The following is a 24,251-nucleotide window of genomic DNA, read 5'->3' as shown; positions in this document are numbered from 1 at the left end:
TGAAATATGAAAGCTTTATCAATACTGGTTGTAATTTTTTACCCTGTCTTTTTCTTTGCTCAGGAAAAATCATATAATTCAATTGAGGAGGGACTAAAAGTACCACATAGCGTTACTATTCTAAACTTAATAGATCAAAATTTGAGTTTTTTACCAGATGAAATCGCTTCCTTTGAAAATTTAGAAGAAATTATATTGGATGAAAATCCCCTCTTAAATTTAGATCAGACATTTTATATATTATCTCAATGCAAAAAGCTAAAATCTCTTTCATTGCAGGAATGTAACATAAATGAGATTACTCCTAATATAAATCTTTTACATAATCTTGAAGAGTTGGACCTTTCTGAAAATAACATACTTTTTTTTCCTGAACCTATCAAAACGTTGAAAAAATTAAAGAAACTTTATTTTTTCAACACAAAAATGAGTGAACTTCATTTTGCAGATAATGATTTTCCAAACTTAGAACATATAAATCTATGCTATAATGGTTTTGACACGTTTCCTACTGATTTAGGAAACTTACGAAAGTTAAAAACAATAAGAATATGGGCAAATGGTATGACTACTATACCCAGCAGCATAGAAAAATTAAAATATGTTGAGGAGATAAACCTTGACATGAATAAGCTTACCTCAATTCCAAAAGAATTTTCGAAACTAAACAATTTAAAAATTTTCACTTTAGAATATAATAATATTGATGAAAAAAGCATTGCTGTACTTTATGACATATCAGGTATTGAAAAACTGAACTTGAGGGGGAATAACATTCATACCTTATCTGCTAAAATTAAAAAACTTACACAATTAAAAGATTTAGATATAAGTGAAAATCCAATAAAAGAACTTCCATCAGAAATAAGAGAACTAAAAAAATTAGAACAAATAGGTTTGGGCAATTTACCTGAAATGAATTGGGAAAGTACATTTGATATTCTATCCGGTATTAAATCACTAAGAAGGATTGGAATGTACAGTATGAGAAGAAAAGCAATGCCAAATGGATTTGAAAAGCTTCAACAAATTGATACATTCTGGCTAACACTTAATGCTTTCAATAAAGATGAGCAACAACGAATAATACAATTAGTTCCTAATGCAACTATTACATTTAACTAAACCAAATCAGCAAGCTCCTGCCCGATAAGGCTGCCAATGGCAATGCCCATGCCGCCAAGCCTTACGCCGCAATATACATGGCTGCTTAATTGCTCTACAATCGGGTTTTTATGGCTGCCCATGCCCATAATGCCGCTCCAGCGGTGCGCAATGGCAACATTAGTTCCCGGCAGTATCATTTCGCGAAGCAATTGCTCCAGGCGGTTTTGTATCAGTGCTGTTTCGGCAAATTCTGTGGTGGTTTCACCTTCAAAATCAAGGTTCCTGGCCCCGCCGAACAATATCCTGTCGCCATAGTTGCGAAAGTAATAATATCCCCTGTCAATATGGAAAGTGCCGCGTATGTCAAGGTTGGGTATCGGCTCTGTTATCAGTACCTGTGCCCGGGCTGGTTTTACCGCACCGTCGGTTATGGCAGATGCAAAGCCGTTTGTGGCAAAGAGCAGCTTTTTTGTGGTAAAGCTAAAATCGCCGAGGGCAACTTCTACACCGTCTGCTTTCTCGTGGTAGGCGGTAACGGTCTGGCAGTTAAGTATTTGTATATTGTTTGCGGCTACTTCTTTAATCAATGCCTGCATCATGCTGCCGGTATCTATCTGCCCCTCGTATGGATTAAATATCAAATATTCGTGTGTGCCTTTAAACCCGAAACGGTCGGTTTCTTTGCTAAATACATCATTGCGAAACAGCGGGCGGAGCACCTCGTTTACAAAAGGCATCCTCCTAAGGCATTCCTCAAGGCCGTTAGTGTCTTCTTCGGGAAAAATTTCATAACCGCCGTGCGGCTTAAAGTCTATCGCATCGCCAAGCCTTTTGCGTAGCAGTTGCAGCCCGTTCCGGCGTTTTTGTATTAAAGCAATTACTTCTTCTTCCGAGTGGTTTTTAAGGTCGTCTATAATTTCCGAAAGGCTGCCAAAACAGGCAAAACCTGCATTTTTAGTGCTTGCTCCCTGTGGCATAGGGCCTTTTTCGAGAACAAGTATTTTACTTTCAGGGAAACGTTCGCGCAGGCGCAATGCGGTGTGTAGCCCAACTATGCCACTGCCCACAATGGTGTAATCTACACCTGAAAACCAACTGTTTATTTCCCAAAAGCTTAGTTTCATCGAGGAAAGATATCGGTATCGTGATCGTCGTCATCAAGCGCTTCCTCAACGGCTTCCTGCTCGGTTACTTTTTTACCTTTTACAGCGTTAAGTATAAGCGGAACGGTTGTAATGGCAACAATACCTATTATAATGATTTCAATATGTGCTTTAAGGTCAATACCGAATGATTTAAGGAAAAGCTCATACAGGTAATGCCCAGCAAAAATAAGGGTAAATGCCCACATAAAAGAGCTTAGCACGTTGAAGAACATGAACTTCTTTTTATCCATTTTTACCACACCTGCTATAATAGGGGCAAATGTGCGTATAATAGGCAGGAAACGCGCAAATATTATGGCACGGCCACCATGCTTTTCAAAAAATTCATGTGATTGGATGAGGTATTTCTTTTTAAAGAAGAAAGAGTCCTGGCGGGTGTACAGGTAGCTGCCGCTTTTGTAGCCAAACCAGTAACCAAAAGTGTTACCCAATATACCTGACAGCGCCACGAGTAAAGAGAGCACCAACACGTTTAAAAAGTCGCCTTCAAGCGGTATAAGGGTTGTCATCAGTTCGGTACTGTAAATGCCGGCAAGAAACAAAAGGCTGTCGCCCGGCAGGAAAAAGCCTGCAAATAGCCCTGTTTCGGCAAAAACGATAAAAAGTACTACGTATATACCTACCGGTACACCTCCCAGTTCCAGCGTAATGTAGAACTCCGGGTTTACCAGTTGCATCCAGTCAAAATCTTTCATGTGCGGTTATAATTGGTGCTGATAATAGCTTAAATTTTAAGTCCGTGAAATTACTTATATTTTTTTAATCCTGCATTAGCTTTAGGTTTTATAATTAATGTTAAAATGTTTCGGGGCAGAAGCACCCTGCCGCTGTCGCGGAAAATGATTATTTTTAGGGCGTTTTTATACCATACAAACAACACTATGAGAAAAATAATTGTACTAACACTTAGCCTGATGGGATTATCTGCCGCCGCGCAACAACACATGACACCCGAACTGCTCTGGAAACTGGGGCGCGTTAGCGCGCTTGGCATCAGTAAAGACGGTAAGCAAATTGTTTATAAGGTTTCTACACCAAATGTTGAGGAAAACAAGATGGAATCTAAGTTTTATGTAATGCCTGTAAACGGTGGCGAGCCTAAAGCTGTAGAAGACTATAAAGATTTGCTGCATGATAAATATATTTCATCAGACGGTAAATATGTGCTGACCCATAAAGAGGTTAAGGTAGAAAAAGTTATGGGTAAGGATTATTATCCTGAGCTTGAAAAATCTACCGTAATGATATACAACGGGCTGGACTACCGCCACTGGGACACATGGAATGAAGGTGTACACAACCATGTGGGTTATGCCCCTGTTAATGATAAAGACAAATTTACAGACATTATGAAGGGCGAGCCGTATGATTCGCCCCAAAAACCTTTTGGCGGAGAGGAAGACTACACCTGGTCGCCCGATGGTAAAAAGATAATTTATGTGGCAAAGAAACAGGCCGGTACCGCTTATGCCATAAGCACTAACACCGATTTGTATGAATATAATCTTGAAACAAAAGCAACGGTAAACCTTACCCCGAACAATCCGGGTTATGATACCCAGCCTGCTTTCTCTCCGCAGGGCGATCTTAGCTGGCTGCAGATGAAGCGGGATGGCTATGAAGCCGACAAGAATGATATTATAGTGCGCCACAAAGGGGTAGATATTAACCTTACTGCCGGGTGGGATGGTACTGTAGACAGCTTTTACTGGAGCGAAGATGGTAAAAAGGTTTACTTTACCGCACCGGTAGACGGTACCAAGCAATTGTTTGAAGTTAACTTTCCCGGGCTTACTAAAATTATGATAAGCGTAAAGCAACTGACTGACGGCTACTGGGACGTGAACAGCGTTGTGGGCTTCAGTAAAAATAATGTGATTGTAGAACGCAGCGACATGAACCACGCCAGTGAAATTTACAGTTACGATCTTAAAAAGAAGGAATGGAAGCAGCTTAGCCATGTAAATGACGATGCTTACAGCAACATTACCATGAGCAAGACCGAAAAGCGCTATGTTACCACAACCGATGGCAAAAAAATGCTGGTTTGGGTAATACTGCCGCCAGACTTTGATACCAAAAAGAAATACCCTGCACTGCTATACTGCCAGGGCGGGCCGCAAAGTGCACTATCGCAGTTCTATTCGTTCCGTTGGAATTTCCAGGTAATGGCTGCTCAGGGCTATATTGTGGTAGCACCCAACAGGCGCGGCATGCCGGGCCATGGGGTTGAATGGAATGAAGCTATCAGCAAAGACTGGGGCGGACAGGTAATGGATGATTACCTTTCGGCTATAGATGATGTTGCCAAAGAACCGTATGTAGATAAAAGCCGTTTAGGAGCCGTTGGCGCAAGCTACGGTGGATATTCGGTGTTTTACCTTGCGGGTAACCACAATGGCAGGTTTAAAACTTTTATAGCGCATGACGGGGTGTTTAACCTGCAAAGCATGTATGGCACTACAGAAGAAGTGTTCTTTACCAACTGGGACAGCGGCGGGCCGTACTGGGAAAAAGATAATGCTGCCGCACAAAAAACCTACAGTAAGTTTAACCCGATAAACTATGTAGATAAATGGGATACGCCAATACTCATTTATCAGGGCGATAAAGATTTCAGGGTACCGATAGGGCAGGGTCAGGAAGCCTTTCAGGCAGCGCAGCTAAGGGGCATTAAGAGCCGTTTTATAGTTTTTCCGGATGAGAACCACTGGGTGCTGAAGCCGCAGAACGGTATGGTATGGCAGCGCGAGTTCTTTAAGTGGCTGAAAGAGACATTATAAAATGTTTCGTAATATTTAACGTTTTGTAAATTTTCTGTAATTTAGCACACTAACTTAAACAAAACTCTATTTAGCATGAAGAAATATTCATTCAGGCCCTTGCTGGCAGCGTCGCTGTTGTTTGCAGGAATGCAATCAGGCCTGGCGCAGGATTACCTGGTAAATTCACTTAAAAACAATAAAAGTGAAAACAGTAAGGAATCCTTTGTTTTTAATGATGTTATCAATATCGAAAATACACCTGTAAAAAACCAGGGTTCATCAGGTACCTGCTGGAGCTACTCTGCCAATTCTTTCCTGGAGTCAGAAATGATACGCATGGGCAAAGAGCCTGTAGAGATTTCGCAGATATATACTGCGCGTAATGCTTACATAGAAAAAGGAAAGAATTATGTGCGTATGCATGGTGCCATTGCATTGGGCGACGGCGGTGCGCTGCATGATGTTATCAATATGTATAAAAAGTATGGCGCTTTGCCCCGCGAGGCTTACACAGGGCTTAACTATGGCACCGAGAACAACAAGTTTGCTGAAATGGCTTCTATAAACGAAGGCCTGCTTGCCGCAGTGGTAAAAAACCCTAACGGGGAGCTTTCTCCGGCATGGGAAAAGGCTTATACTGCTGTAATAGACAGCTATCTTGGAGAAGTGCCGCAGAACTTTACCTACAAAGGTAAAAAATATACTCCGCAAACATTTGCTAAAGAGGTTATTGGTATAAATGCAGATGATTATGTAGAGATATCATCGCTTAAAGAGCACCCTTATTATGAAAAGTTTGTACTGATGGTGCCCGACAACTGGTCGTTAGACATGGTTTATAATGTGAAGATGAACGAGCTTACCGATATTATAGACAATGCTCTTAAAAAAGGTTATACAGTAGGCTGGGCCGGTGACGTAAGCGAAAAGGGCTTTAGCTGGAAAAACGGTGTTGCCTATGTGCCTGCAAAGGAATTTAAGGATATGACTGCCGAAGAAAAGGAAAATATCTTTAAAGGTCCACAAAAGGAAATGGAAATTACCGAAGATATGCGCCAAAAAGCGTTTGATAATTACAACACTACAGACGACCATGGTATGCACATTGTAGGGCTTAGCAAAGACCAGAACGGCAAAGAATATTACATTGTTAAAAACTCCTGGGGTGCAAGTAATGATTACCAGGGGTATATGTATATGACCAAAAATTTCGTGAAGTATAAAACTACCGCAATATTGCTGCACAAAGGCGGCGTTCCTAAAGATATTGCCAAGAAATTAAACATAAACCAATAAGGTTGAATGTTTAAAAAAGACAATCCCGTTAGCACGCTAACGGGATTTTTTATTTATTTGTACAAATCCGATTAAAGATGAAATTTAAGATTACAATAGTGTGTTTAATGGCATCCTTGTCCTCTTTTTCACAGATTGATGATATGGGCAGTGCCGTAACAGAGAAATCATTGTTTAATGTCCAGGTGGGGGCAGTAGGCATCTGGGGCAGTCATGAAGCGAGGCTTGGAAACAGATTTGCGCTACGCACTGAAGTAGGGTTCGACCTGTGGGTTTACGATACATGGTACACATAGCCAAGTTATGCAATGGTGCCAAGCATAAGCGTTGAGCCGCGTTGGTACTACAACCTGAACAAGCGTTCTGTAAAGGGAAGGAAAACATCTAAGAACAGTGGTAATTTTGTAACCATAGCCACAGAATATTACCCTAATTTATTTGTTATAGGAAACCTGCCTGATCATATTCATGTTCCTAACCAGATATCCATAATCCCCAAGTGGGGTATTCGCAGGCATATCGGCAGCACAAACATTAATTATGAACTGGGTATCGGTATTGGCTACTTTACCTATCTTGGCGAGGAAGACAAAAGATACTATAGCAATACTGAGGGCGCAGCATTAGACCTCCATCTTCGTATAGGTTATACTTTTTAGTAATAAGAAAACCGCCTGAAAAGGCGGTTTTCTTATTATTCTTCATAATATTTTTTCAGCATGTCCTGAACAGATTCCCTTCGTGCGGCATAGGTTTTATACTGTGAAGGCGTAAGTACCGATTTCAATTTGTTTTCCCTTTCATTGCTATACACACGAAGTTTTTTATCCATTTCGGCAGTAGTAAGGCCGTCTTTTTTAGCTGCGGCTATTTTGCGCAGGTACACTTTATTTACTTCAAGTACTTTGTTGTACTGTTGCTCGTTAAGCGAAAGCATCTCCTTCATTTTGGCACTTACTGCCAGTGCACCTTCTGCGGCTTTTTCCTGTGCTGTGGCTGAAGTAGTAAATACAAGAAGCATAAGCACGGCTCCTATTACAGACTTTACTGTTCTGGTTAGTGGGTTCATTATTTCAATTTTAAAATTAATATTTTTACAACGGAAACAAATATAGGTTTATTTGCCATTCAGGCGGTAAAGGTGGTATTAAATAAAAACACCTGCCTTGTTCGGGCAGGTGCTGTAGCCTAAATAGCTTATTACTGCATGTAAGTATATACAGCAGAATGCGTATAAATATTATTATACCTGTCTTTCTCTGTAATAGAAGCACTAACAGGATAGTTGTCGCTATTGTATTGATAAACAGCGCTTACCTCTGAGGTAACATTATTGGTATCATCATCTTTAATTACCACTTTAATAGGGTTGTTGGCCGGTAACAGTGCTTTAGCCATAACAAGTTCCTCTGCCTGTGGCGCCATGCTGAAGTTAAGCTCAACCTGATCAAGTACATCTATAATACCTGCGGCATCAAGTGTGTGGTAGTAAGGGTTTGGCTTGCTGTCATAAGTAATAGTGGCAGTATATGAAGCCCATATAACACCATCGTAATCCCTTTCGTATAGCTTTACTTTAACAGGGTTGTCGTTGTTGTCATACTCAAGTACTTCACCTACTTCATAAGCATCATAAATGGTACTTGTAACATCATTTACCAGAAGCTGGCTTCCTGAGCCTGTAATGTTGTCAAGGTTACCGCCCTCATACGTAAATAGTGAAGTTTCAGAGCCGTCTGAAGCTGTAGTAACCCTTCCGTTATTATCATAGTTTACAGTAAATGTCCTGTTTTTAGAAGCATCTTCGTTAGATGTAAACTCGATTTTGGTAATGAATTTTGCTGTGGTGTTGTTAACAGTGTCGTTAGAATCGTCGCTGCTGCATGAAGCAAACGACAGGAAAGATAAAACAGCAAGTGCTGTAAGTAACTTGTTTTTCATGAATGGAATGTTAAGTGTTAGTGAGGGCGAATATAACACAATATTTAGATGACTTATATAGTTGTGGCTGCAAATTTGTTACAAAATAATATTTTATTAAAAAAGGAGGCATTACGCCTCCCTTTCAGTTAAAGAATAGTACACTAACACAAAACTATTCTGTAACATTTACTGTAAAGCTTACACTGGCATCGGTGCTGCCCCCTGCATTGGTTATGTCGCCATTTGCAACACCCTGTGCATTTTTATTAGGCTCGTGCCTTAATGTAATGGTAAGTGTGCCGGTAGTTGGCGCTGCAGCCGCCTGGTAGGTAAAGGCTAAACCTATCGGGTTGCCGTTTTCATCTTCATCTGTATAGGTAAACGTACCCAAACCGCTTTGCTGGAAAAATATCTGGTGTTCATCACCTTCATTTATAATTTCAGCATTAATACTTTCTGCAGGAGATTCCGTTTCATTTAAAAATGTGAGGCTGCCTGTATATGCAGCACCGGCGGAAAAGTCGCCTGACACAGTAACCACAGGGGCTTCGGGCCCGTCGCCATCAAGGTCACGCGATGTTAATACTATAGCATTACCGCCTGCGGTGGGTGTAAATGTTGCTGTAACGGTAGTAATTACTTCTTCCTCGTTGATAAATGTAGCCTCATCATCGTTGTTGCAAGAGGTTAGCGAAATAAAAGCGGCAATTGCTAGTACGGGAATTCTGAAATGTTTCATCTTAAAAAATTTATCTGATTAATAATTGAACTTTATTTGTAATTGTATGTTCCTGCCCGGCTCATCTGTATAGAGTCGCTGCCTGTTGAGGTAATCGCGGTAGGAAGTATTAAAAATGTTATATACAGACAGGTTAACAGCCATTGATGACCTGCCGACTGCAAACTGTGCCCCACTCTGAAAATGCAGCAGGTGATACCCGGCAGGCGGTGTGCTTACATCTACAAGAACAGGGGTTAGCTCCCCGTTTTGCGGTATATCGGTAAAAAAGTTATAGTTAGGAAAGCGTTCCTGCCTTAGCACAGCCTCGCTGCGCAGCTCTGTAAACAGGTTGTGCCATTGCCAGTTGTAGCGTATGTTGTTGCTGAAGTTTACAGGCGGCATATCTACAAGTGGTAAATCGTCAGAGGTATTATTGCCGTTTACCCATGCAAAAGCGAAATCATATTGCAGATTTTGCACTGGTTTCCAGGTGCTGCTAATATCGATACCAGTAAGCACTGCATTCGTTTGCCTGTAATTATATACAGGGAAAGCCCCGCGTATGGTAGTTTCGGCACCTGTGGGCTGCAGGTATATAAAATTGTTAATGATGTTTACAAACGGTGTAGCCTCAAAAGCAAAAGCTTCTCCGTTTTTAATAATACCTGCCGATAGCTTTAGTGCTTTCTCACGCTCAAGGCCAAGATCGCCCAACTCTATAGTACCGTTAGAATGATGCAGGCCGTCGCTAAAAAGCTCTGAAGGGTTCGGGTTGCGCATGGCAAGCCCGGCGTTGGCTACCAGCTCATAATTACTGCCCAGCAGTTGCCTTGCCCCAATTCCGGCCGAAATGTTATTATAGGTAAACTCGGGCGCGGTAAGGTACTGTGTGCCCTGTTGCCCCCTGATGAAATTGTCGAATTCGCCATCATAACCCAGGTTTTGCCAACGGGTTATCTGGTAATATTTGCTGGCGGTTATCTGTGCAAAATCATAGCGCAGCCCGGCTTCGGCACTAAAGCTGTCAGTAAATGAATGCGAGAAAATAGTATATGCCCCCGCTTCGGTTTTATTGTAATTGGGTATAAGGGGCTGTATGCCGGTATCGGGGCTAGCTGTATTGTCCTGTAAAGAGGCACTGCCTCCCGCTTTAATAACAGATGCACCAAGATATTTAACCCAGTTAATTTGAGCTGAATGGGTAATCAGTGTAAGGTCGAGCGCGGGCACATCCCTGAAGTTACCGCGGCGCAGGTCGAACTCTTTCCTGCGGTTGAACTGAAAGGCATATTGAACGTTCAGTGTAGCATCATCCAGCTTCCGGTCATACTCCAGCTTGGCAAGGTGGTGCTGTATTTCCTGTCGCGGATTACCGATGTTATAGGTAAAAGGCTCAATAACCCCCGGTATGCCGCTATTTATGGCGCGTGCCATATCTGCCGAGCTGCCCGTGTGCGAAGCCTTAGCTATGCCAATGGCAGCATTATAAAAGCTGTAATACCCGGTAAGGCTGTATTTTTCTGCCGAGTAGCGCACATCACCCGCAAAGTTGGCTTCGCGGTTGCCCGTATTACTGATTACATAGTCAGGCGCTTCACGGTCGCCCATATATTTTAATGAGCCACCCACATTATAAGCCCACCCGGTTTCGTTGCCCTTGTGCAGGCTGGTTGCCAGGCTGCTGCCGCGCCCGTTGCTGTTAAACGTTAGTATGCTCTTGCCGAACAAAGTGTCTTTAAGCACTTTAATGGGTTCTGCTACAACTAACCCGCCGACTGCATCTCCGCCATATTGCAGTGCATTAGCGCCTTTAATCACGCTGATGCGTCCTGCTGCATTTATATCCAGGTTAGGCGCGTGCTCTACGCCCCATTGCTGGTCTTCCAGCCGCACGTTGTTGCTTATTATCGGCACGCGGCTACTGTGCAAACCGTTGATTACAGGCTTTACTATACTGGTGCCGGTGCGCAAAGCATATACCCCCGGCAGGCGCTGCAGCGCATCGCCAAGTGTTGCGCTGCTGTACTGCTCTATTGTTTCGGTGGTAAGGCGCTGTTGCTGTATGCTGCTTTGTGCTGCCTTTTGCCTTTCTGATACTACCACTTCTTCCAGTTTCAGGCTTTCGGGTTTTAAAATAGCATTAAGCCGAACATCATTATGAAAAAATATAATAGTATCGAGTGTCTTGTAACCTATATAGGAAATAACCACGCGCTGTTCGCCGCCGGGTATATTGCGTACTTCATAGCTGCCATCGGGCGCGCTGATGCTGTGCAGCGCGCCAATATGTATATGGGCACCATCGAGGGCTATGTTTTGTGGTGTGCGCACGCTACCGCCAAGGGTATATTGTGCATTTGCGCACCAACTGCCCGCCAGCAAAAGCAGCAGGAGAAATCGGAAAAATTTCATTTAATGGAATCTGAGAATTAGTATAAACCTGCGCGTACTATAGGCACGGCAGAGTGTCCGCTCTTTCGGAGAGGGACTGGGAGAGGCTTATACTACAGGAGGGGCCCGCAGTGCAAAAAGGCTGCCGGCAAAAGCTGCTTGGCCCTCTATACTGGTAAAGTTATAGGGTATGGCCTTAAAAGGAAAGTGGAGGCGCAGGCAAAACTGCTGTGGCGCCACAAAAAAATCGAAGTGGAAATCGCAAACTGAGCAGTCGTCTTCGTGCTCGTGTTCTGTATCAACTGTGCCGAACTGCTTTTCTTTTTGCAGCTTCAACTCGTGATTATGGCTGTAATGAAGGCTGTGGTGTTTGTGGCTAAACGCATGAAAAGACTGATAAGCCGTTGTAAGCATTACAACCGCCATGAGTACCAGATTGAATATGGCAAACTTTCTTTTCATGTGGTGCAAAGGTAAGCACAGAAAATTTATAAATGCAACATTGTTGCAATAAAATTAACTTTTGATTTAGTTTTGTGTTGTCCAAAATTCATAATCGAACCAATGGCGCTTACCTTTCCTTAGATGTTTTACTATTTTTTTCCCGGGTTTACGGGCTATTCTAATTTCGGAATCTGCGAAACTTTTTTCTTCATTACCATAGTTTACATCACTCTGATTTTGTTTGTCACAACTCTCTGTAATCTCAACTTTAATCAGGAATTTTCTTTTATTTAATTTAGTTATTATGCCTCTCGCTATACATATATTATCATCATCTGTTTTTTGTTCTCCAGATGTGGAATTGTATGAATATTTGAAAACAACCATATCGCCAACTTTATATTTAGAGAAAGCATCTCTTTTTCTATTTAAATCTTCTTCTTTAGCTTTTTTCCAATAATCTTTATAGTATTTGACCTGTTCGTCCAATTTTATATCCTTGCCATTTAAATATCTATGGTAACTTGTTAAAATTATTCCTGACATATCATCAGGGTGATATATTCCTATATTATTAAAATATCTGGATAATCGGGAGCCCTCCCACAAGCCCCAATTATTTCTCATCCATTTTCCCTGCCCAAAGTGAAGTGTTGACATCTCACTTTCTTCCCAATTAGTTATTTTTACTTTAATACTATCAGGGATACTTTTATTAATTTCAGTAAAACAGTCTTCGAGGTTTTTAGGTATATATATCTTTTCTGTTTCTTGCCCAAAACAAGTAAATGCCAAACAGAAGATTACAATGAGTAATAGGTTAGAAACTTTCATTTTATTGTTTTATAAATTAAAAAAACCTGCAACACCCTTAAGCATTGCAGGTTATAAATATAGTTTAAAATCTGTTACACCAAATTATTCGCTACTAAATACTCGGCTATCTGTACTGCGTTGGTAGCTGCACCTTTGCGCAGGTTGTCGGCAACAATCCACATATTAAGCGTGTTAGGCTGGCTTTCATCGCGGCGTATGCGGCCCACAAACACATCATCTTTTCCTTCTGCATACAGTGGCATCGGGTAGGTAAAGGTGTCGGTGTTGTCCTGCACGGTAATACCCGGTGTTTCACTTAAAAGGCGGCGCACTTCGGTAAGGTCAAAGTCATTTGAAAACTCTATGTTTACGGCTTCGCTGTGCCCGCCCACTGTAGGTATGCGCACCGTTGTAGCGGTAACTTTTATACTGTCGTCACCCATTATTTTTTTCGTTTCGCGGGTCATTTTCATTTCCTCTTTTGTGTAGCCATTATCCTCAAACACATCAATATGCGGAATGGCATTGCGGTGTATCGGGTATTTGTAGGCCATTTCGCCCTGAATACCTTTGTATTCGTTCTCCAGCTGCTGCACTGCCTTAAGCCCGGTACCCGTAACCGACTGGTAGGTACTTACCACAACACGCTTAATATTATATTTTTTGTGAAGCGGGTTTAGTGCCAGCACCATTTGTATGGTAGAGCAGTTTGGGTTGGCTATAATCTTGTCGTTTTTAGTAAGTTCATGGGCATTAATTTCAGGGACTACCAGTTTTTTATCAGGATCCATACGCCATGCGCTTGAGTTATCTATTACGGTTGTACCTGCTGCGGCAAACTTTGGCGCCCACTCTTTACTCGTGTCGCCCCCTGCCGAGAACAGCGCTATCTGTGGCTTCATGCTTACTGCATCTTCAAGGCTCACTACCTTATACTGCTTCCCGTTAAATTCCACTTCCTTGCCCACCGATTTTTCAGAGGCAACGGGTATTAAGTCCGTAACAGGGAAATTACGTTCTGCCAGTACTTTACGCATAACTTCGCCTACCATTCCGGTAGCGCCAACAACAGCAACTTTCATAAATAAAAACGTTTAAATTCACTGCAAAAGTAGTCAGAAAATAACATCCTGCCCCGCCTGAAGCCAAAAATAACAAAAATGGCGTGAGTATGTTTTCAATGCTTTTTCTGCAATAAAAATGTTATAATAAAAGAACCGCCTGTGGTGGGGCGGTTTAGTCAGGAATAATTTTTAAGAATATATAGTGTAGCGGACACTAACTTGTTATTGCTTCGCCTTTAGGGCATCGCGTATTTCCATAAGAAGCTGCTCCTGTGTGCTTGGTGCAGGCGGCGAGGCAGGCTCCGGAGATTCTTTTTCCTTCTCTTTTGTTTTGGCATATACCCTTAACAAAAGGAAGATACAAAAACCTATAATGACAAAGTTTAGTATAAGCTGGATAAAATTACCATAATTAATGCTTACCGCAGGAACGGCTGCAATGGTTTCCCCATTAACTACCTGTTCCGGCTGTGCCTCTTTAAGTATAATTTTAAGTTCGGTAAAATCTACCCCGTTAAGGGCAAGGCCGATAGGCGGCATTAATATATCATCTGTAAACGATTTTACAATAGCGCCAAAAGCGGTTGCAACAATTACGGCTGTTGCCAGGTTAATGATGTCGCCTTTCATTAAAAAGGCCTTAAAGTCTTTAAAGAATCCCATAGGTTTAGTTTTTGGTTTGTGTTTTATAACAGATGAAAGCTAAGTTACAAAAATTAACCTACTCTTTATAAAACACCCTCTTAACACGTTGCGAAATTCCTGTTAAAATCTCGTAAGGTATTGTGCCCAGCGCTTCTGCTATCTCTGTAACCGAGGGCTGTTTGCCAAACACAATTACCCTGTCGCCTTCTTTGCAGTCTATATTTGTAATGTTTACCATCATCATATCCATACAAATGCTGCCTGCTATGGGGGCTTTTTTACCGCTTACCATTACATAGCCTTGGCCGTTGCCCCACGCCCGCGGGATACCGTCGGCATAGCCAATGGGCAGGGTTGCGATACACGTTTTTTGTTCGGCCATAAAGCGGCGGCTGTAGCCCACGCTTTCGCCTGCTTCTATTTCTTTAATCTGTAGTATTACCGTTTTTAAGGTGCCGACGTTTTCAAGCTGCTTCAGCTCTTCAGGGTCGTTGCCCACGCCATACAACCCTATGCCCAACCGCACCATGTTGAACTGTGCTTCAGGGTAATTATAAATGCCTGATGTATTCAGGATATGCCTTATTGGGTTTATCTGTAACTGCTGCATCAGCCTGCCCGACCATTGCTCAAAACGCGCTATCTGTTGCAGGGTAAAATCCCTGAACTGCGGGCTGTCGCTTGCCGAAAGATGCGAAAAGATGCTTTGCACCGAAATGAAGTTATTATTGTGCAACAGACCGATAAGCTCTTCAAGCTGCGGTTCTTCAAACCCTAAACGGTGCATGCCCGTATCAAGTTTTATATGTACGGGGTAGTTGCTCAGGTTTTTTTGCTGCGCCAGCGCAATAAACGCCTTTAATTCTTTTACCGAATAAATCTCCGGTTCGATGTTATAGGCAATCATAGCGTTGAATGCCGAGTTTTCCGGGTTCATTACAATAACGGGGGTAGTAACCCCTGCATTACGCAGGGCAATGCCTTCATCTGCAAAGGCTACACCCAGGTAATCTACCTTGTGGTGCGAAAGTGCCTTGGCAATTTCGTAGCTGCCGCTGCCATAGCCAAACGCCTTAACCATTACCATGAGTCTGGTTTCAGGCTTTAGCCGCGAACGGTAAAAGTTGAGGTTGTGTATTACGGCATTCAGGTTTATCTCCAGTACGGTTTCGTGTGTTTTTTCTTCCAGCAGTACCACTATTTCCTCAAACCTGAAACTGCGTGCGCCTTTTACCAGTATGGTTTCATCTTCAAATGTGTTGGGGTTGTACTGCGCTAAAAACTCCTGTGTGGTTCTAAACGGATAAAAATTAGGAAAATCAGCCAGTTGCCTGCTTATGGTTTCGCCTATGCCGATAACCTTGCTTATGTTGTTGCCCTGCAATAGCCCTGCAACCTTATTGTAAAGCTCATCGGGCACAAAGCCGCTCTGGAAAACATCCGAAAGGATAATGGTTTTCTTTTTATGTGTTTTTTGCTGTTCTAAAAAATCAAGCGCTATTTTAAGCGACTGGTAATCGGCGCTGTAGCTGTCATCAATAATGGTGCAGTTGTTTATGCCGTTCTTTACCTGTAGCCTCAGCTCAACCGGGTAAAGCCCGGCAAGCCTTTCTGAAATGGTTTGGCTGTTATATCCCAGGTGCAGCATCACCATCATACAGCTAATGGAATTTTCTACCGATGCATCATCCGCAAAAGGGAGGTTTATGCTGAATGTTTCATCTTTATAAACAACAGTAAGTATATTGGATCTTCGGTTAACGTTTACATCCGCATTGCCGTTATAGCTCCAGGTAAATGTTTTTATATGATGGAGGTGCTTTTCGATTGCCTCATTTTTTTGAAGGATAAGTACTTTAACATTGGTAAACAGTTTTAGCTTCTCTGTTATCTTTTCTTCTCTGTTGTTAAAGCCTTCATCATGTGCGCTGCCAATGTTTGTAAGTATGCCTATATCCGGCTTTATAACAGGCTCCAGTTTTTTCATTTCGCCTGTGGTAGAAATACCCGCTTCAAAAATACCGAGGTTGTGTTTTTCGTTTATACCGATTACGGAAAGCGGCACGCCCACCTGCGAGTTATAGCTTTTGGGGCTGCGGATAATATTATAATCGGGGCTAAGCAGGTAATTGAGCCATTCTTTTACAATGGTCTTGCCGTTACTACCAGTTACAGCTATAACAGGAAAATGGAACAGCCCTCTGTAGTATCCTGCAAAACCCTGAAGCGCTTTCAGGGTATTATCAACCACAAAAAAGTTGGCTCTGCCACTTGCTTTTTCAGGTACGTGGGTTACCACAAAATTGGCTACGCCTTTGTCAATCAGTTCGGTTATGTAGGTATGCCCGTCGCGGTTTTGCCCCTGTAGTGCAAAAAACAGCGTGCCGGCATTATTTTGCAGCGACCTGCTGTCGATAGATACATTATCTATTGTGGCGTTTAGTGCAGTTAACTGTGTTGTTGCCGAAAGGGCCTCCTGTATTTGTTGTATGCCTATGCTCAATTGTAAGTGCTTTTGTATAACTGTAAAAGTAAGAAATAAGTTTAATTTCCCTGCCGGTATAATGGCGTTAATACATACTATATTTTATACTTTTGCCACAGATAAGGCACCAAATTATGAGCAGGATTATAGGGTCTTTTTACATGAAAAAAACAGAGGATGGTAACCTGCAGGGTGAGTACACCAACAATGAGCAGTTTACAGTCAGCACCGAAAACTCTGTCTTGCTGGTGGCAGGCCCCGAGCCTTACCTGGGTGAGTATGCCACTACCTGGCGCGAACCTGATAAGGTAATGCATGCGAGGCTAATTGTTAGCGCCATAAGCGCTAAAGACACCAATACCTACGCAAAATACAAACTGGTTTGGAGCGATCTTAACAATGTGCCCATTTATGAAGGAGAAGCCATTTTAGCCGAAGGCCTGCTGATCGGTCATTTTGTATCGCTACCCTGATTTTCATCAATAGGCTTGCTACCGTTTTTATCTTTTCCCTTTCCCTGCCCTTCGCGCATCGCCTTAAAGTAGGCTGCACGGCTAAGGGGTTCATATTCTTCTGTTTCGCCTAATAATACTAAGTTGTCATTATTGGTTTTCCTGAAGCTGTAATTGGCAAGGTTGCCGGTGCGGGTGCACACGGCGTGTACTTTAGTAACATATTCGGCGGTAGCCATAAGGGCAGGCATAGGCCCGAAAGGATTGCCTTTAAAATCCATATCCAGCCCGGCTACAATAACGCGGACGCCGCTGTTGGCAAGGTCGTTGCAAACGGCTACAATTTCATCGTCAAAAAACTGGGCTTCGTCTATGCCGATAACATCGCACCCCTGCGCCAGTATGCGTATGTTTGCGGCGGCGGGCACGGGCGTTGACCGAATTTCATTGGCATCGTGCGATATTACCTTTTCCTCGTGGTAGCGGGTGTCTATAGCGGGCTTAAAAATTTCTACCTTCTGGCGTGCAAACTGCGCCCTTTTAAGGCGGCGTATCAGCTCTTCTGTCTTGCCCGAAAACATCGAGCCGCATATCACCTCAATCCACCCGAACTGCTCTTTATGGTTAACTGTATTTTCGAGAAACATTTTGTATTTTTCAGGCTGTAAAACAGAAATGTTTTCTGTTACTTTGTACGTAAACAAATTTATTAAAAATCTATTGCGCGACTCCGTTTAATCCTAAAAGTTATGAAGAAAAAGTTAGAAGCCGAATTAATTAGTATAGCACACAGGATATTAAAATTAAAGAACAGGTCAGAGCTTGAGCAGTTGCAGGAAGAAACCCTCAGGCTGTATGAAAAACTCTCGGTACTAAGATTTGTAGAAGATAATTTCAACGATGTAAAACCAACCATAGGCTATGCATCTGCCGAAGCAAAGCTGGAAGAAATTTACGGAGTAGAGCAGGCGCCAAAAGCTGAAACTGAAGGTGAGCCTGAAAATAAAACAGCGGAAAAAACCGAAGCCCCTGTAAAGGAGGAAGAGAAAGCGCAGCAACAGGAGGCTAAAGCAGAAGAACCGCAGCCACAGGAAACGGAACCCGAAAAGGAAGAAATGCAGGAAGAAATAAATACTGCTGACGAAGCTGATGAAAAACCGGCGTTTGAATCGGGCGTGGAAGATAAAAAGGAACAGCAGAAAGAAGAAGAAACAGAAAATAAAGACGCAGCAAAACCGGAATTTGATTCAGGTGTAGCGGATGAGAAGGAAGAAGAACAGGCTAAAGAACCGGAGCACAAAATAGAGCTTGAAAAGCCTGCCGATGATGTAAAAGCGGAAGAGGAAGCCGTTAAAGAAGTATATCAGAAAGAGCAGGACAGCGCGCCTGAAATGGAAGAAAAGGCTGAGGATGCCGAAATAAAAACCATAGCTGCCGATAGAGGCACTGAAACAGAAAAATCGGGTGTTGGTTTTGAGTTTGCCTTTGAGCGCAAGCCTGCACCCGAAACCCCTGTAAAGCAGAAAGAAATTTCGTTTGAAGATTTCCACGATTATAAAGAGCCGGAGTTTGTAAGGAAAGATGAGGTAAAGGCCGAAACGCCTGCACCTGCGGAAACAAAACCGCAGGAAGACGACTGGCAGAACTGGGAGCCTAAAAAAGAAGAACCCGCCAAAGAAGAACAAAAGCAGGAAGCGCCGAAAGAAGAGCCAAAACCGGAGCCTGCAAAACAGGAAGCACCTAAGCCTGCTGCACCGCAACCGACAGCAACAGCAGGGCAGCGTTCGCTTAACGATGCTTTTGGCAAAACCATAAACCTGGGGCTTAACGACCGTATTGCTTTTGAAAAGCACCTGTTTGGCGGCAGCGGAGAAGACCTTAACCGCGTGCTTTCGCAACTGAATACCTTTGATAAATTCAGTGATGCACGCGATTTTATAAACGACCTTGTAAAGCCCGACTATAATAACTGGAAGGACAAAGAAGAATATGAAGAGCGTTTTATGGCACTGGTAGAGAAAAAATTTGATTAATGGGCAAACTGTATATCGTTCCCACGCCTATAGGCAACCTTGAAGATATGACCTTTCGCGCTATAAAGGTGCTAAAGGAAGCCGACCTGATACTGGCGGAAGACACGCGCACCAGCGGCAAGCTCATGAAGCATTTTGAGATTGCCACCCACATGCAGAGCCACCACATGCACAACGAGCATAAAACGGTAGAAGGCATTGTAAAGCGAATACAGGCAGGGGAGACCATCGCGCTGATATCGGATGCGGGAACGCCTGCCATATCCGATCCCGGTTTTTTGCTTACCCGCGCCTGTGTGGAAAATAATATACCGGTAGAGTGCCTGCCCGGCGCTACGGCCTTTGTGCCCGCGCTGGTTAACAGCGGGCTGCCCAACGATAAGTTTGTGTTTGAAGGATTTTTGCCCGACAAAAAAGGCAGGCAAACCCGTTTCCTTGCCCTTGCCGAAGAACCGCGCACTATGGTGTTTTATGTATCTCCTCACAAGCTGGTTAAAACCCTGGCAGAGTTTGTACAATACTTTGGCGAAGACCGCCCGGTATCGGTATCGCGCGAGCTGAGCAAGCTGCATGAGGAAACTGTTCGCGGCACAGCACAACAAGTACTGGCACATTTTGAAGCCCACCCGCCTAAAGGCGAGATTGTGGCAATTGTGGGGGGTAAGCCAGGGAGGTAGATTGATATATTTTCAAATTATTTTTTAAATAATTGATTTTGTGTCGTAAAAAATGTTAATTTGGAGGGTTTAAAGACTTTTATAGATGAGTGTTTTAAAATCCAACGAATTTCAACTTCATTATTATTTTTCTGACGATACTCATGGGTTTAATGCAATTGTGAGAAATGAGTGTGAAAGAGAGCTTTTAAATCTGTATTATGATATTGCTAAAACTTTAGATTTAAAAATTTTAGTACAGAGTGAGCCTCCAAGTGAAGGGGGATTCATTGAAATTTGGAAGTTTTTAGGCGAGAACGTAAATCAAATAACATTAATCGTTAGCGCGATAGCAATCATATTATCTCGTAAACCAGTCGAAAATAAAAAATTGACTCAACTACAAATTGATAATTTAGAATTAGATAATGAGTTAAAAAGGAATGAATTACGAGAACTTAAACTCAAGAGTCTATCAGAAGAAGAAATTGATGATAAGCTAATTATAAAAGTAGTAGAATTACTTTCATTGAATTATAAGATAATTTGGAGAAGGTCTAATTTTTATAAAAGAATAATACAGTATAAGAGAATTCATAAAATTTCTGCTCAAAGATTATACAATTATGAGCCTGTAGGAGCCGATCGTGAAATTAAAAGAGAAAAATTTCATAATTACATTCTTTTAACTGATGAACTCCCAGAAAATCATATAGAAGAAGCACTTATTGATTTAATTTCTCCGGTTTTAAAATCTGGAAATTTTTTGTGGAAAGGCTTTTATAAAAATGAAATTATTTCTTTTCAAATGCAAGATAACTATTTTAAGTCAATGATTCAAAATGGCGAAATGATATTAAACAATAAAGTTGCGATTAATACTGTATTAGTTCAAAATAGAAAAATAGATGAAAATGGGCACATTAAGGTAACAAAATCTTTTGTAAAATTAGTAATTGAATATAGTATAAATGGTGTCAAATACACCACTAAAGCAGGTGAAGAATACATTAATAATAAATAATATTTTATATTATAATAGAAAACAACAGGTAAAAGTTTAGTGGGACTTTTTGAAATCTTTATCTTCGCAAAGCTAAAAGATTTTCATGCGCTGGACTCTCAAACCACAACCCGATACCCATAAAGTACAACACCTTGCCGAAGCCCTTACTGTAGATGCCGTTATTGCTTCGCTGCTGGTGCAGCGTGGTGTGGAAACCTTTGAGGAGGCACGAAAGTTTTTCCGTCCGTCGCTGGAAGACCTGCACGACCCCTACCTGATGCAGGATATGGATAAGGCGGTACATCGCATAGAGTCGGCAATAGCCAATGGTGAGAATATACTCGTGTTTGGCGATTATGATGTGGATGGCACTACGGCAGTTTCGCTGGTGTCGTCTTACCTGCGCTCGTTTTACCCAAATGTTGCTACCTACATACCCGACCGCTATGCCGAAGGCTATGGGGTTTCCACGCAGGGTATCGACTATGCCGACGACAATGGCTGCTCCTTAATTATAGCGCTCGACTGCGGTATAAAATCTGTTGATAAAGTGGCTTATGCCAAAAGCAAGGGCATCGATTTTATAATTTGCGACCACCACCGCCCCGGCGATACCCTGCCCGAAGCTGTAGCGGTACTCGACCCAAAGCGTGATGACTGCAATTATCCGTATAAAGAACTGTGTGGCTGCGGTGTCGGCTTTAAACTGATACAGGCACTGGGTGCCAACCGCGGCGAAACCATAGCCGACCTTAACCCGTACCTCGACCTTGTTGCCACTGCCATAGCTGCCGATATTGTACCCATAACAGGCGAAAACCGTGTGCTGGCAAAATTCGGGCTGGAGGTGATAAATACCCATCCGCGGCCGGGTATAAAGGCACTCATCCAAAACCTGAAGAAAAAAGATCTCACCATTAGTGATGTAGTGTTTGTAGTGGCGCCGCGCATTAATGCAGCAGGCCGTATTAAACATGGTAACCATGCCGTTGAACTGCTTACCGAAAAGAATATAGCACAGGCAGAAGCATTTGCATCGCAGATAGAAGAATATAATGCCGACCGCCGTGGGCTTGACAAGCAAATTACGGAAGAGGCGCTTCAGCAAATAGAAGATAATAAAGACGAAAGCCGCTACACTACTGTTGTATATAATGAAAACTGGCACAAAGGCGTGATAGGCATAGTGGCGTCTCGCCTTACCGAAACCTACTACCGCCCCACACTTGTTTTTACTAAAAGCGGCGACAGGCTTGCGGCTTCGGCACGCTCGGTGAAGAATTTTGATATTTATAATGCGCTCGATGCCTGTTCGGAGCATCTTGAGCAGTTTGGCGGGCACATGTATGCTGCCGGGCTAACACTTAAAGAAGAACAGTATGAAGGTTTCCGCACCCGTTTTGAGCAGGTAGTTAAGGAAACTATCAACCCTGAATTGCTTGTTCCTGAAATAACCATTGATGCTGAAATTAATTTTAATGATATTACCCCTAAATTCTGCCGTATACTAAAGCAATTCGAACCTTTTGGCCCCGGTAATATGACACCTGTTTTCTTAACCCGTACTATTAAGGACAGTGGTTATGGTAAAGAAATGGGTGCCGATGGCAGCCACCTGCGCCTGTTTGTAAAGCAGGATGAGAGTGCCGGTTTCCCGGCGGTAGGCTTTGGGCTGGCAGCCAAAAAAGAACTGGCCTGTAACGGCAATGCGTTTGATGCAGCTTACTCTATAGATGAAAACACCTGGAATGGTGAAACTACTCTGCAGTTGCGGTTAAGGGATATACGCTGCGAAGATTAGCTCAAAATGTATTTTATTGAACAATTTTCAAATTGACTTATATTCTTTCAACTCAAAAGTCTCACCGTCAAAAACACCATAAGTAAAATAGCCTACCCAGTCGCCTAAGTTAATATAGGTGGCATTTTCGCCTACTTTAATCTGCATTGGCAGGTGCCTGTGCCCGAAAATAAAGTAGTCATAGTGTTTGGTTTCCAGTTTGCGCTTGCTGTATTGTACCAGCCATTCATTTTCCTCACCGAGGAATTTCACGTCTGAATCACCGGATATTAGCTTATTTTTAACCGAAAGGTATTGCGCAAGCCTTACACCAACATCAGGGTGCAGCCACCGGAAAAGCCATTTAGAGAATGGGTTGGTAAATACTTTTTTCATCCGCTTGTAACCTTTATCGCCCGGGCCCAGGCCATCGCCGTGCCCGATAAGAAAATGCTTCCCGCTAAAAGTAAATTCCTGAGGGCGGTGGTAAACAGGTATGTTAAGTTCTTTTTCAAAATAATCATGCATCCACAGGTCGTGGTTGCCCGTAAAAAAGTAAATGGGTATGCCGCTGTCCCTTATTTCGGCAAGTTTGCCCAATACCCTTACAAACCCTTTAGGTACTACAGTTTTATACTCAAACCAAAAATCGAACAGGTCACCTAAAAGAAAAATAGCTTCGGCTTCCTCTTTAATAGTGTCCAGCCACTGCACAAATTTCTTTTCCCGCAGAAAACTAAGTTCAGGGGTTGGCGCTCCCAGATGTTGGTCTGATGCAAAAAAGATTTTTTTGTTATTCATATATATGTATACCTCCTGCAAAGATAACAATCAAGGCAGGCAGTAGCCATCACAGCTTATAAATTTTAATTAAAATGTAGATTTTTTATATTCATAACAAAACTACAAAATTTTGTTTTTTTTAGGTAAAAAGTGTGATATATATAATTTATGCTAAATATGATTAACATTTTTTCCGTAATTTTCGGTTCTTAAACATAAACTACTAAATATAAATGTCTATGAAAAAAATTACCTTGATGCTTTTCATGTCATTAATGTCATTCTGCGCCTTCGCACAGTTGCCTCTTGAAGGCTTTGAAGGCACCTGGCCGCCTACCGGCTGGGAGATATACAACAATGGCATAGGGCCGGCTGTCACCTGGGCGCAAAGCCAGGCTGGCAACATAACGCAACCCCCTTATGCAGGTACGCACGCTGCCTACCTTAACAGGGAGAACGTTGCAACCGGCATACCTGAGGACTGGCTGGTAACCCCGACTTTCCCGGTACCGGCAAACCCGCAGCTCCGTTTCTTCTCCAGGCTAACACAGGCGCTGGACGACGGATCGATCTACAGGGTGCTTATTACCACCAACACCGCTAACGCCGGTGTGTTTGCGGATTATACCCTTCTTGAAGAGTGGACCGAGCTGGAGATCAACCCGGTTCAGACCGTTTATAACGAAGTGGTGGTGCCGATTCCGGCATCATTTGTAGG

At 42.6% G+C, this 24,251-nt stretch carries 24 protein-coding genes; 11 read left to right on the top strand and 13 right to left on the bottom strand.

Annotated features, from left to right (window positions below; translation table 11 throughout):
* Positions 1 to 6: 6 nt before the first annotated feature.
* Positions 7 to 1,125 (top strand): leucine-rich repeat domain-containing protein, encoded by a 1,119-nt coding sequence (locus tag KJK34_RS09415; protein WP_223053624.1) that lies wholly within the window; start codon positions 7 to 9, stop codon positions 1,123 to 1,125.
* Here the strand turns inward: KJK34_RS09415 and KJK34_RS09410 are convergent.
* Positions 1,122 to 2,231: an NAD(P)/FAD-dependent oxidoreductase gene (locus tag KJK34_RS09410; protein ID WP_223053623.1), complete on the bottom strand. Its 1,110-nt coding sequence runs from the start codon at positions 2,229 to 2,231 to the stop codon at positions 1,122 to 1,124. The genes KJK34_RS09415 and KJK34_RS09410 overlap by 4 nt on opposite strands.
* Positions 2,228 to 2,968: a DedA family protein gene (locus tag KJK34_RS09405; protein WP_223053622.1), complete on the bottom strand. Its 741-nt coding sequence runs from the start codon at positions 2,966 to 2,968 to the stop codon at positions 2,228 to 2,230. Before KJK34_RS09405 ends, KJK34_RS09410 begins: the two co-directional genes overlap by 4 nt.
* Positions 2,969 to 3,154: 186 nt before the next feature.
* On the opposite strand from KJK34_RS09405, the gene KJK34_RS09400 reads away from it, so the two are divergent.
* From KJK34_RS09400 to KJK34_RS09385, 4 genes are all read left to right on the top strand, one after another.
* A complete protein-coding gene (locus KJK34_RS09400) occupies positions 3,155 to 5,056 on the top strand; it encodes a S9 family peptidase (RefSeq protein ID WP_223053621.1) in 1,902 nt (633 codons plus the stop codon).
* A 129-nt stretch (positions 5,057 to 5,185) separates the two neighbouring features.
* Positions 5,186 to 6,334 carry a C1 family peptidase gene (locus KJK34_RS09395; RefSeq protein ID WP_438839209.1) on the top strand — a complete coding sequence of 383 codons (1,149 nt, stop codon included), beginning with the start codon at positions 5,186 to 5,188 and terminating at the stop codon, positions 6,332 to 6,334.
* 107 nt (positions 6,335 to 6,441) lie between these two features.
* The gene (locus KJK34_RS09390; protein ID WP_223053619.1) at positions 6,442 to 6,630 is read left to right on the top strand and encodes a hypothetical protein; all 189 of its coding nucleotides are present in this window, start codon (positions 6,442 to 6,444) and stop codon (positions 6,628 to 6,630) included.
* Positions 6,631 to 6,642: 12 nt separating this feature from the next.
* Positions 6,643 to 6,993 carry a hypothetical protein gene (locus tag KJK34_RS09385; protein ID WP_223053618.1) on the top strand — a complete coding sequence of 117 codons (351 nt, stop codon included), beginning with the start codon at positions 6,643 to 6,645 and terminating at the stop codon, positions 6,991 to 6,993.
* A 35-nt stretch (positions 6,994 to 7,028) separates the two neighbouring features.
* Here the strand turns inward: KJK34_RS09385 and KJK34_RS09380 are convergent, their stop codons facing one another.
* From KJK34_RS09380 to KJK34_RS09340, 9 genes are all read right to left on the bottom strand, one after another.
* Positions 7,029 to 7,403 (bottom strand): DUF4890 domain-containing protein, encoded by a 375-nt coding sequence (locus KJK34_RS09380; RefSeq protein WP_223053617.1) that lies wholly within the window; start codon positions 7,401 to 7,403, stop codon positions 7,029 to 7,031.
* 131 nt (positions 7,404 to 7,534) lie between these two features.
* Positions 7,535 to 8,275: a hypothetical protein gene (locus KJK34_RS09375; protein WP_223053616.1), complete on the bottom strand. Its 741-nt coding sequence runs from the start codon at positions 8,273 to 8,275 to the stop codon at positions 7,535 to 7,537.
* Between the two features lie 154 nt (positions 8,276 to 8,429).
* On the bottom strand, positions 8,430 to 8,996 hold the full coding sequence (locus KJK34_RS09370) for a type 1 periplasmic binding fold superfamily protein (RefSeq protein ID WP_223053615.1): 567 nt from the start codon (positions 8,994 to 8,996) through the stop codon (positions 8,430 to 8,432).
* A gap of 18 nt (positions 8,997 to 9,014) precedes the next feature.
* The gene (locus KJK34_RS09365) at positions 9,015 to 11,390 is read right to left on the bottom strand and encodes a TonB-dependent receptor (protein WP_223053614.1); all 2,376 of its coding nucleotides are present in this window, start codon (positions 11,388 to 11,390) and stop codon (positions 9,015 to 9,017) included.
* A gap of 87 nt (positions 11,391 to 11,477) precedes the next feature.
* Complete coding sequence (locus KJK34_RS09360; protein ID WP_223053613.1) at positions 11,478 to 11,831, bottom strand: hypothetical protein; 354 nt, start codon at positions 11,829 to 11,831, stop codon at positions 11,478 to 11,480.
* A gap of 66 nt (positions 11,832 to 11,897) precedes the next feature.
* Positions 11,898 to 12,647 (bottom strand): DUF6794 domain-containing protein, encoded by a 750-nt coding sequence (locus tag KJK34_RS09355; RefSeq protein ID WP_223053612.1) that lies wholly within the window; start codon positions 12,645 to 12,647, stop codon positions 11,898 to 11,900.
* Positions 12,648 to 12,721: 74 nt separating this feature from the next.
* Complete coding sequence (locus KJK34_RS09350) at positions 12,722 to 13,711, bottom strand: aspartate-semialdehyde dehydrogenase (RefSeq protein WP_223053611.1); 990 nt, start codon at positions 13,709 to 13,711, stop codon at positions 12,722 to 12,724.
* Between the two features lie 204 nt (positions 13,712 to 13,915).
* Complete coding sequence (gene mscL / locus KJK34_RS09345; protein WP_223053610.1) at positions 13,916 to 14,356, bottom strand: large-conductance mechanosensitive channel protein MscL; 441 nt, start codon at positions 14,354 to 14,356, stop codon at positions 13,916 to 13,918.
* Between the two features lie 58 nt (positions 14,357 to 14,414).
* A complete protein-coding gene (locus tag KJK34_RS09340; RefSeq protein WP_223053609.1) occupies positions 14,415 to 16,841 on the bottom strand; it encodes a bifunctional UDP-N-acetylmuramoyl-tripeptide:D-alanyl-D-alanine ligase/alanine racemase in 2,427 nt (808 codons plus the stop codon).
* A gap of 116 nt (positions 16,842 to 16,957) precedes the next feature.
* On the opposite strand from KJK34_RS09340, the gene KJK34_RS09335 reads away from it, so the two are divergent.
* On the top strand, positions 16,958 to 17,296 hold the full coding sequence (locus KJK34_RS09335) for a hypothetical protein (protein WP_223053608.1): 339 nt from the start codon (positions 16,958 to 16,960) through the stop codon (positions 17,294 to 17,296).
* Here KJK34_RS09335 and KJK34_RS09330 read toward each other — a convergent pair.
* Positions 17,275 to 17,922 carry a thymidine kinase gene (locus KJK34_RS09330; protein ID WP_223053607.1) on the bottom strand — a complete coding sequence of 216 codons (648 nt, stop codon included), beginning with the start codon at positions 17,920 to 17,922 and terminating at the stop codon, positions 17,275 to 17,277. The genes KJK34_RS09335 and KJK34_RS09330 overlap by 22 nt on opposite strands.
* A 102-nt stretch (positions 17,923 to 18,024) precedes the next feature.
* On the opposite strand from KJK34_RS09330, the gene KJK34_RS09325 reads away from it, so the two are divergent.
* The 4 genes from KJK34_RS09325 (at position 18,025) to recJ (ending at position 22,771) form a co-directional block, all read left to right on the top strand.
* A complete protein-coding gene (locus tag KJK34_RS09325) occupies positions 18,025 to 19,308 on the top strand; it encodes a DUF8457 domain-containing protein (RefSeq protein ID WP_223053606.1) in 1,284 nt (427 codons plus the stop codon).
* Entirely contained in the window at positions 19,308 to 19,985 is a 678-nt protein-coding gene (gene rsmI, locus KJK34_RS09320; protein ID WP_223053605.1) for a 16S rRNA (cytidine(1402)-2'-O)-methyltransferase, read from the top strand. Before KJK34_RS09325 ends, rsmI begins: the two co-directional genes overlap by 1 nt.
* Before the next feature lie 85 nt (positions 19,986 to 20,070).
* Positions 20,071 to 20,988, top strand: a complete 918-nt coding sequence (locus KJK34_RS09315; protein ID WP_223053604.1) for a hypothetical protein — start codon at positions 20,071 to 20,073, stop codon at positions 20,986 to 20,988.
* Positions 20,989 to 21,073: 85 nt separating this feature from the next.
* The gene (gene recJ, locus KJK34_RS09310; RefSeq protein WP_223053603.1) at positions 21,074 to 22,771 is read left to right on the top strand and encodes a single-stranded-DNA-specific exonuclease RecJ; all 1,698 of its coding nucleotides are present in this window, start codon (positions 21,074 to 21,076) and stop codon (positions 22,769 to 22,771) included.
* 27 nt (positions 22,772 to 22,798) lie between these two features.
* On the opposite strand, the gene KJK34_RS09305 is transcribed toward recJ, so the two are convergent.
* Entirely contained in the window at positions 22,799 to 23,551 is a 753-nt protein-coding gene (locus tag KJK34_RS09305) for a UDP-2,3-diacylglucosamine diphosphatase (protein ID WP_223053602.1), read from the bottom strand.
* Positions 23,552 to 23,772: 221 nt separating this feature from the next.
* Between KJK34_RS09305 and KJK34_RS09300 the strand changes: the two genes are divergently transcribed.
* On the top strand, positions 23,773 to 24,251 hold a 479-nt coding region (locus tag KJK34_RS09300), incomplete at its 3' end, for a choice-of-anchor J domain-containing protein (protein WP_223053601.1).

Origin of the sequence: Flavobacterium coralii, from assembly GCF_019891545.1 — a bacterium.
Classification (GTDB): Bacteria; Bacteroidota; Bacteroidia; order Flavobacteriales; family Flavobacteriaceae; genus Flavobacterium; species Flavobacterium coralii.
The sequence above is the reverse complement of the archived record's forward strand: the minus strand, read 5'-3'. Positions and strand labels throughout refer to the sequence as shown.

What these genes read in the sequence shown, in the direction of transcription:
- KJK34_RS09415 (WP_223053624.1), top strand. Translation starts at nt 7, where the DNA reads ATGAAAGCTTTATCAATACTGGTTGTAATTTTTTACCCTGTCTTTTTC.
- KJK34_RS09410 (WP_223053623.1), bottom strand. Translation starts at nt 2,231, where the DNA reads ATGAAACTAAGCTTTTGGGAAATAAACAGTTGGTTTTCAGGTGTAGAT.
- KJK34_RS09405 (WP_223053622.1), bottom strand. Translation starts at nt 2,968, where the DNA reads ATGAAAGATTTTGACTGGATGCAACTGGTAAACCCGGAGTTCTACATT.
- KJK34_RS09400 (WP_223053621.1), top strand. Translation starts at nt 3,155, where the DNA reads ATGAGAAAAATAATTGTACTAACACTTAGCCTGATGGGATTATCTGCC.
- KJK34_RS09395 (WP_438839209.1), top strand. Translation starts at nt 5,186, where the DNA reads ATGCAATCAGGCCTGGCGCAGGATTACCTGGTAAATTCACTTAAAAAC.
- KJK34_RS09390 (WP_223053619.1), top strand. Translation starts at nt 6,442, where the DNA reads ATGGCATCCTTGTCCTCTTTTTCACAGATTGATGATATGGGCAGTGCC.
- KJK34_RS09385 (WP_223053618.1), top strand. Translation starts at nt 6,643, where the DNA reads ATGGTGCCAAGCATAAGCGTTGAGCCGCGTTGGTACTACAACCTGAAC.
- KJK34_RS09380 (WP_223053617.1), bottom strand. Translation starts at nt 7,403, where the DNA reads ATGAACCCACTAACCAGAACAGTAAAGTCTGTAATAGGAGCCGTGCTT.
- KJK34_RS09375 (WP_223053616.1), bottom strand. Translation starts at nt 8,275, where the DNA reads ATGAAAAACAAGTTACTTACAGCACTTGCTGTTTTATCTTTCCTGTCG.
- KJK34_RS09370 (WP_223053615.1), bottom strand. Translation starts at nt 8,996, where the DNA reads ATGAAACATTTCAGAATTCCCGTACTAGCAATTGCCGCTTTTATTTCG.
- KJK34_RS09365 (WP_223053614.1), bottom strand. Translation starts at nt 11,390, where the DNA reads ATGAAATTTTTCCGATTTCTCCTGCTGCTTTTGCTGGCGGGCAGTTGG.
- KJK34_RS09360 (WP_223053613.1), bottom strand. Translation starts at nt 11,831, where the DNA reads ATGAAAAGAAAGTTTGCCATATTCAATCTGGTACTCATGGCGGTTGTA.
- KJK34_RS09355 (WP_223053612.1), bottom strand. Translation starts at nt 12,647, where the DNA reads ATGAAAGTTTCTAACCTATTACTCATTGTAATCTTCTGTTTGGCATTT.
- KJK34_RS09350 (WP_223053611.1), bottom strand. Translation starts at nt 13,711, where the DNA reads ATGAAAGTTGCTGTTGTTGGCGCTACCGGAATGGTAGGCGAAGTTATG.
- mscL (WP_223053610.1), bottom strand. Translation starts at nt 14,356, where the DNA reads ATGGGATTCTTTAAAGACTTTAAGGCCTTTTTAATGAAAGGCGACATC.
- KJK34_RS09335 (WP_223053608.1), top strand. Translation starts at nt 16,958, where the DNA reads ATGAGCAGGATTATAGGGTCTTTTTACATGAAAAAAACAGAGGATGGT.
- KJK34_RS09330 (WP_223053607.1), bottom strand. Translation starts at nt 17,922, where the DNA reads ATGTTTCTCGAAAATACAGTTAACCATAAAGAGCAGTTCGGGTGGATT.
- KJK34_RS09325 (WP_223053606.1), top strand. Translation starts at nt 18,025, where the DNA reads ATGAAGAAAAAGTTAGAAGCCGAATTAATTAGTATAGCACACAGGATA.
- rsmI (WP_223053605.1), top strand. Translation starts at nt 19,308, where the DNA reads ATGGGCAAACTGTATATCGTTCCCACGCCTATAGGCAACCTTGAAGAT.
- KJK34_RS09315 (WP_223053604.1), top strand. Translation starts at nt 20,071, where the DNA reads ATGAGTGTTTTAAAATCCAACGAATTTCAACTTCATTATTATTTTTCT.
- recJ (WP_223053603.1), top strand. Translation starts at nt 21,074, where the DNA reads ATGCGCTGGACTCTCAAACCACAACCCGATACCCATAAAGTACAACAC.
- KJK34_RS09305 (WP_223053602.1), bottom strand. Translation starts at nt 23,551, where the DNA reads ATGAATAACAAAAAAATCTTTTTTGCATCAGACCAACATCTGGGAGCG.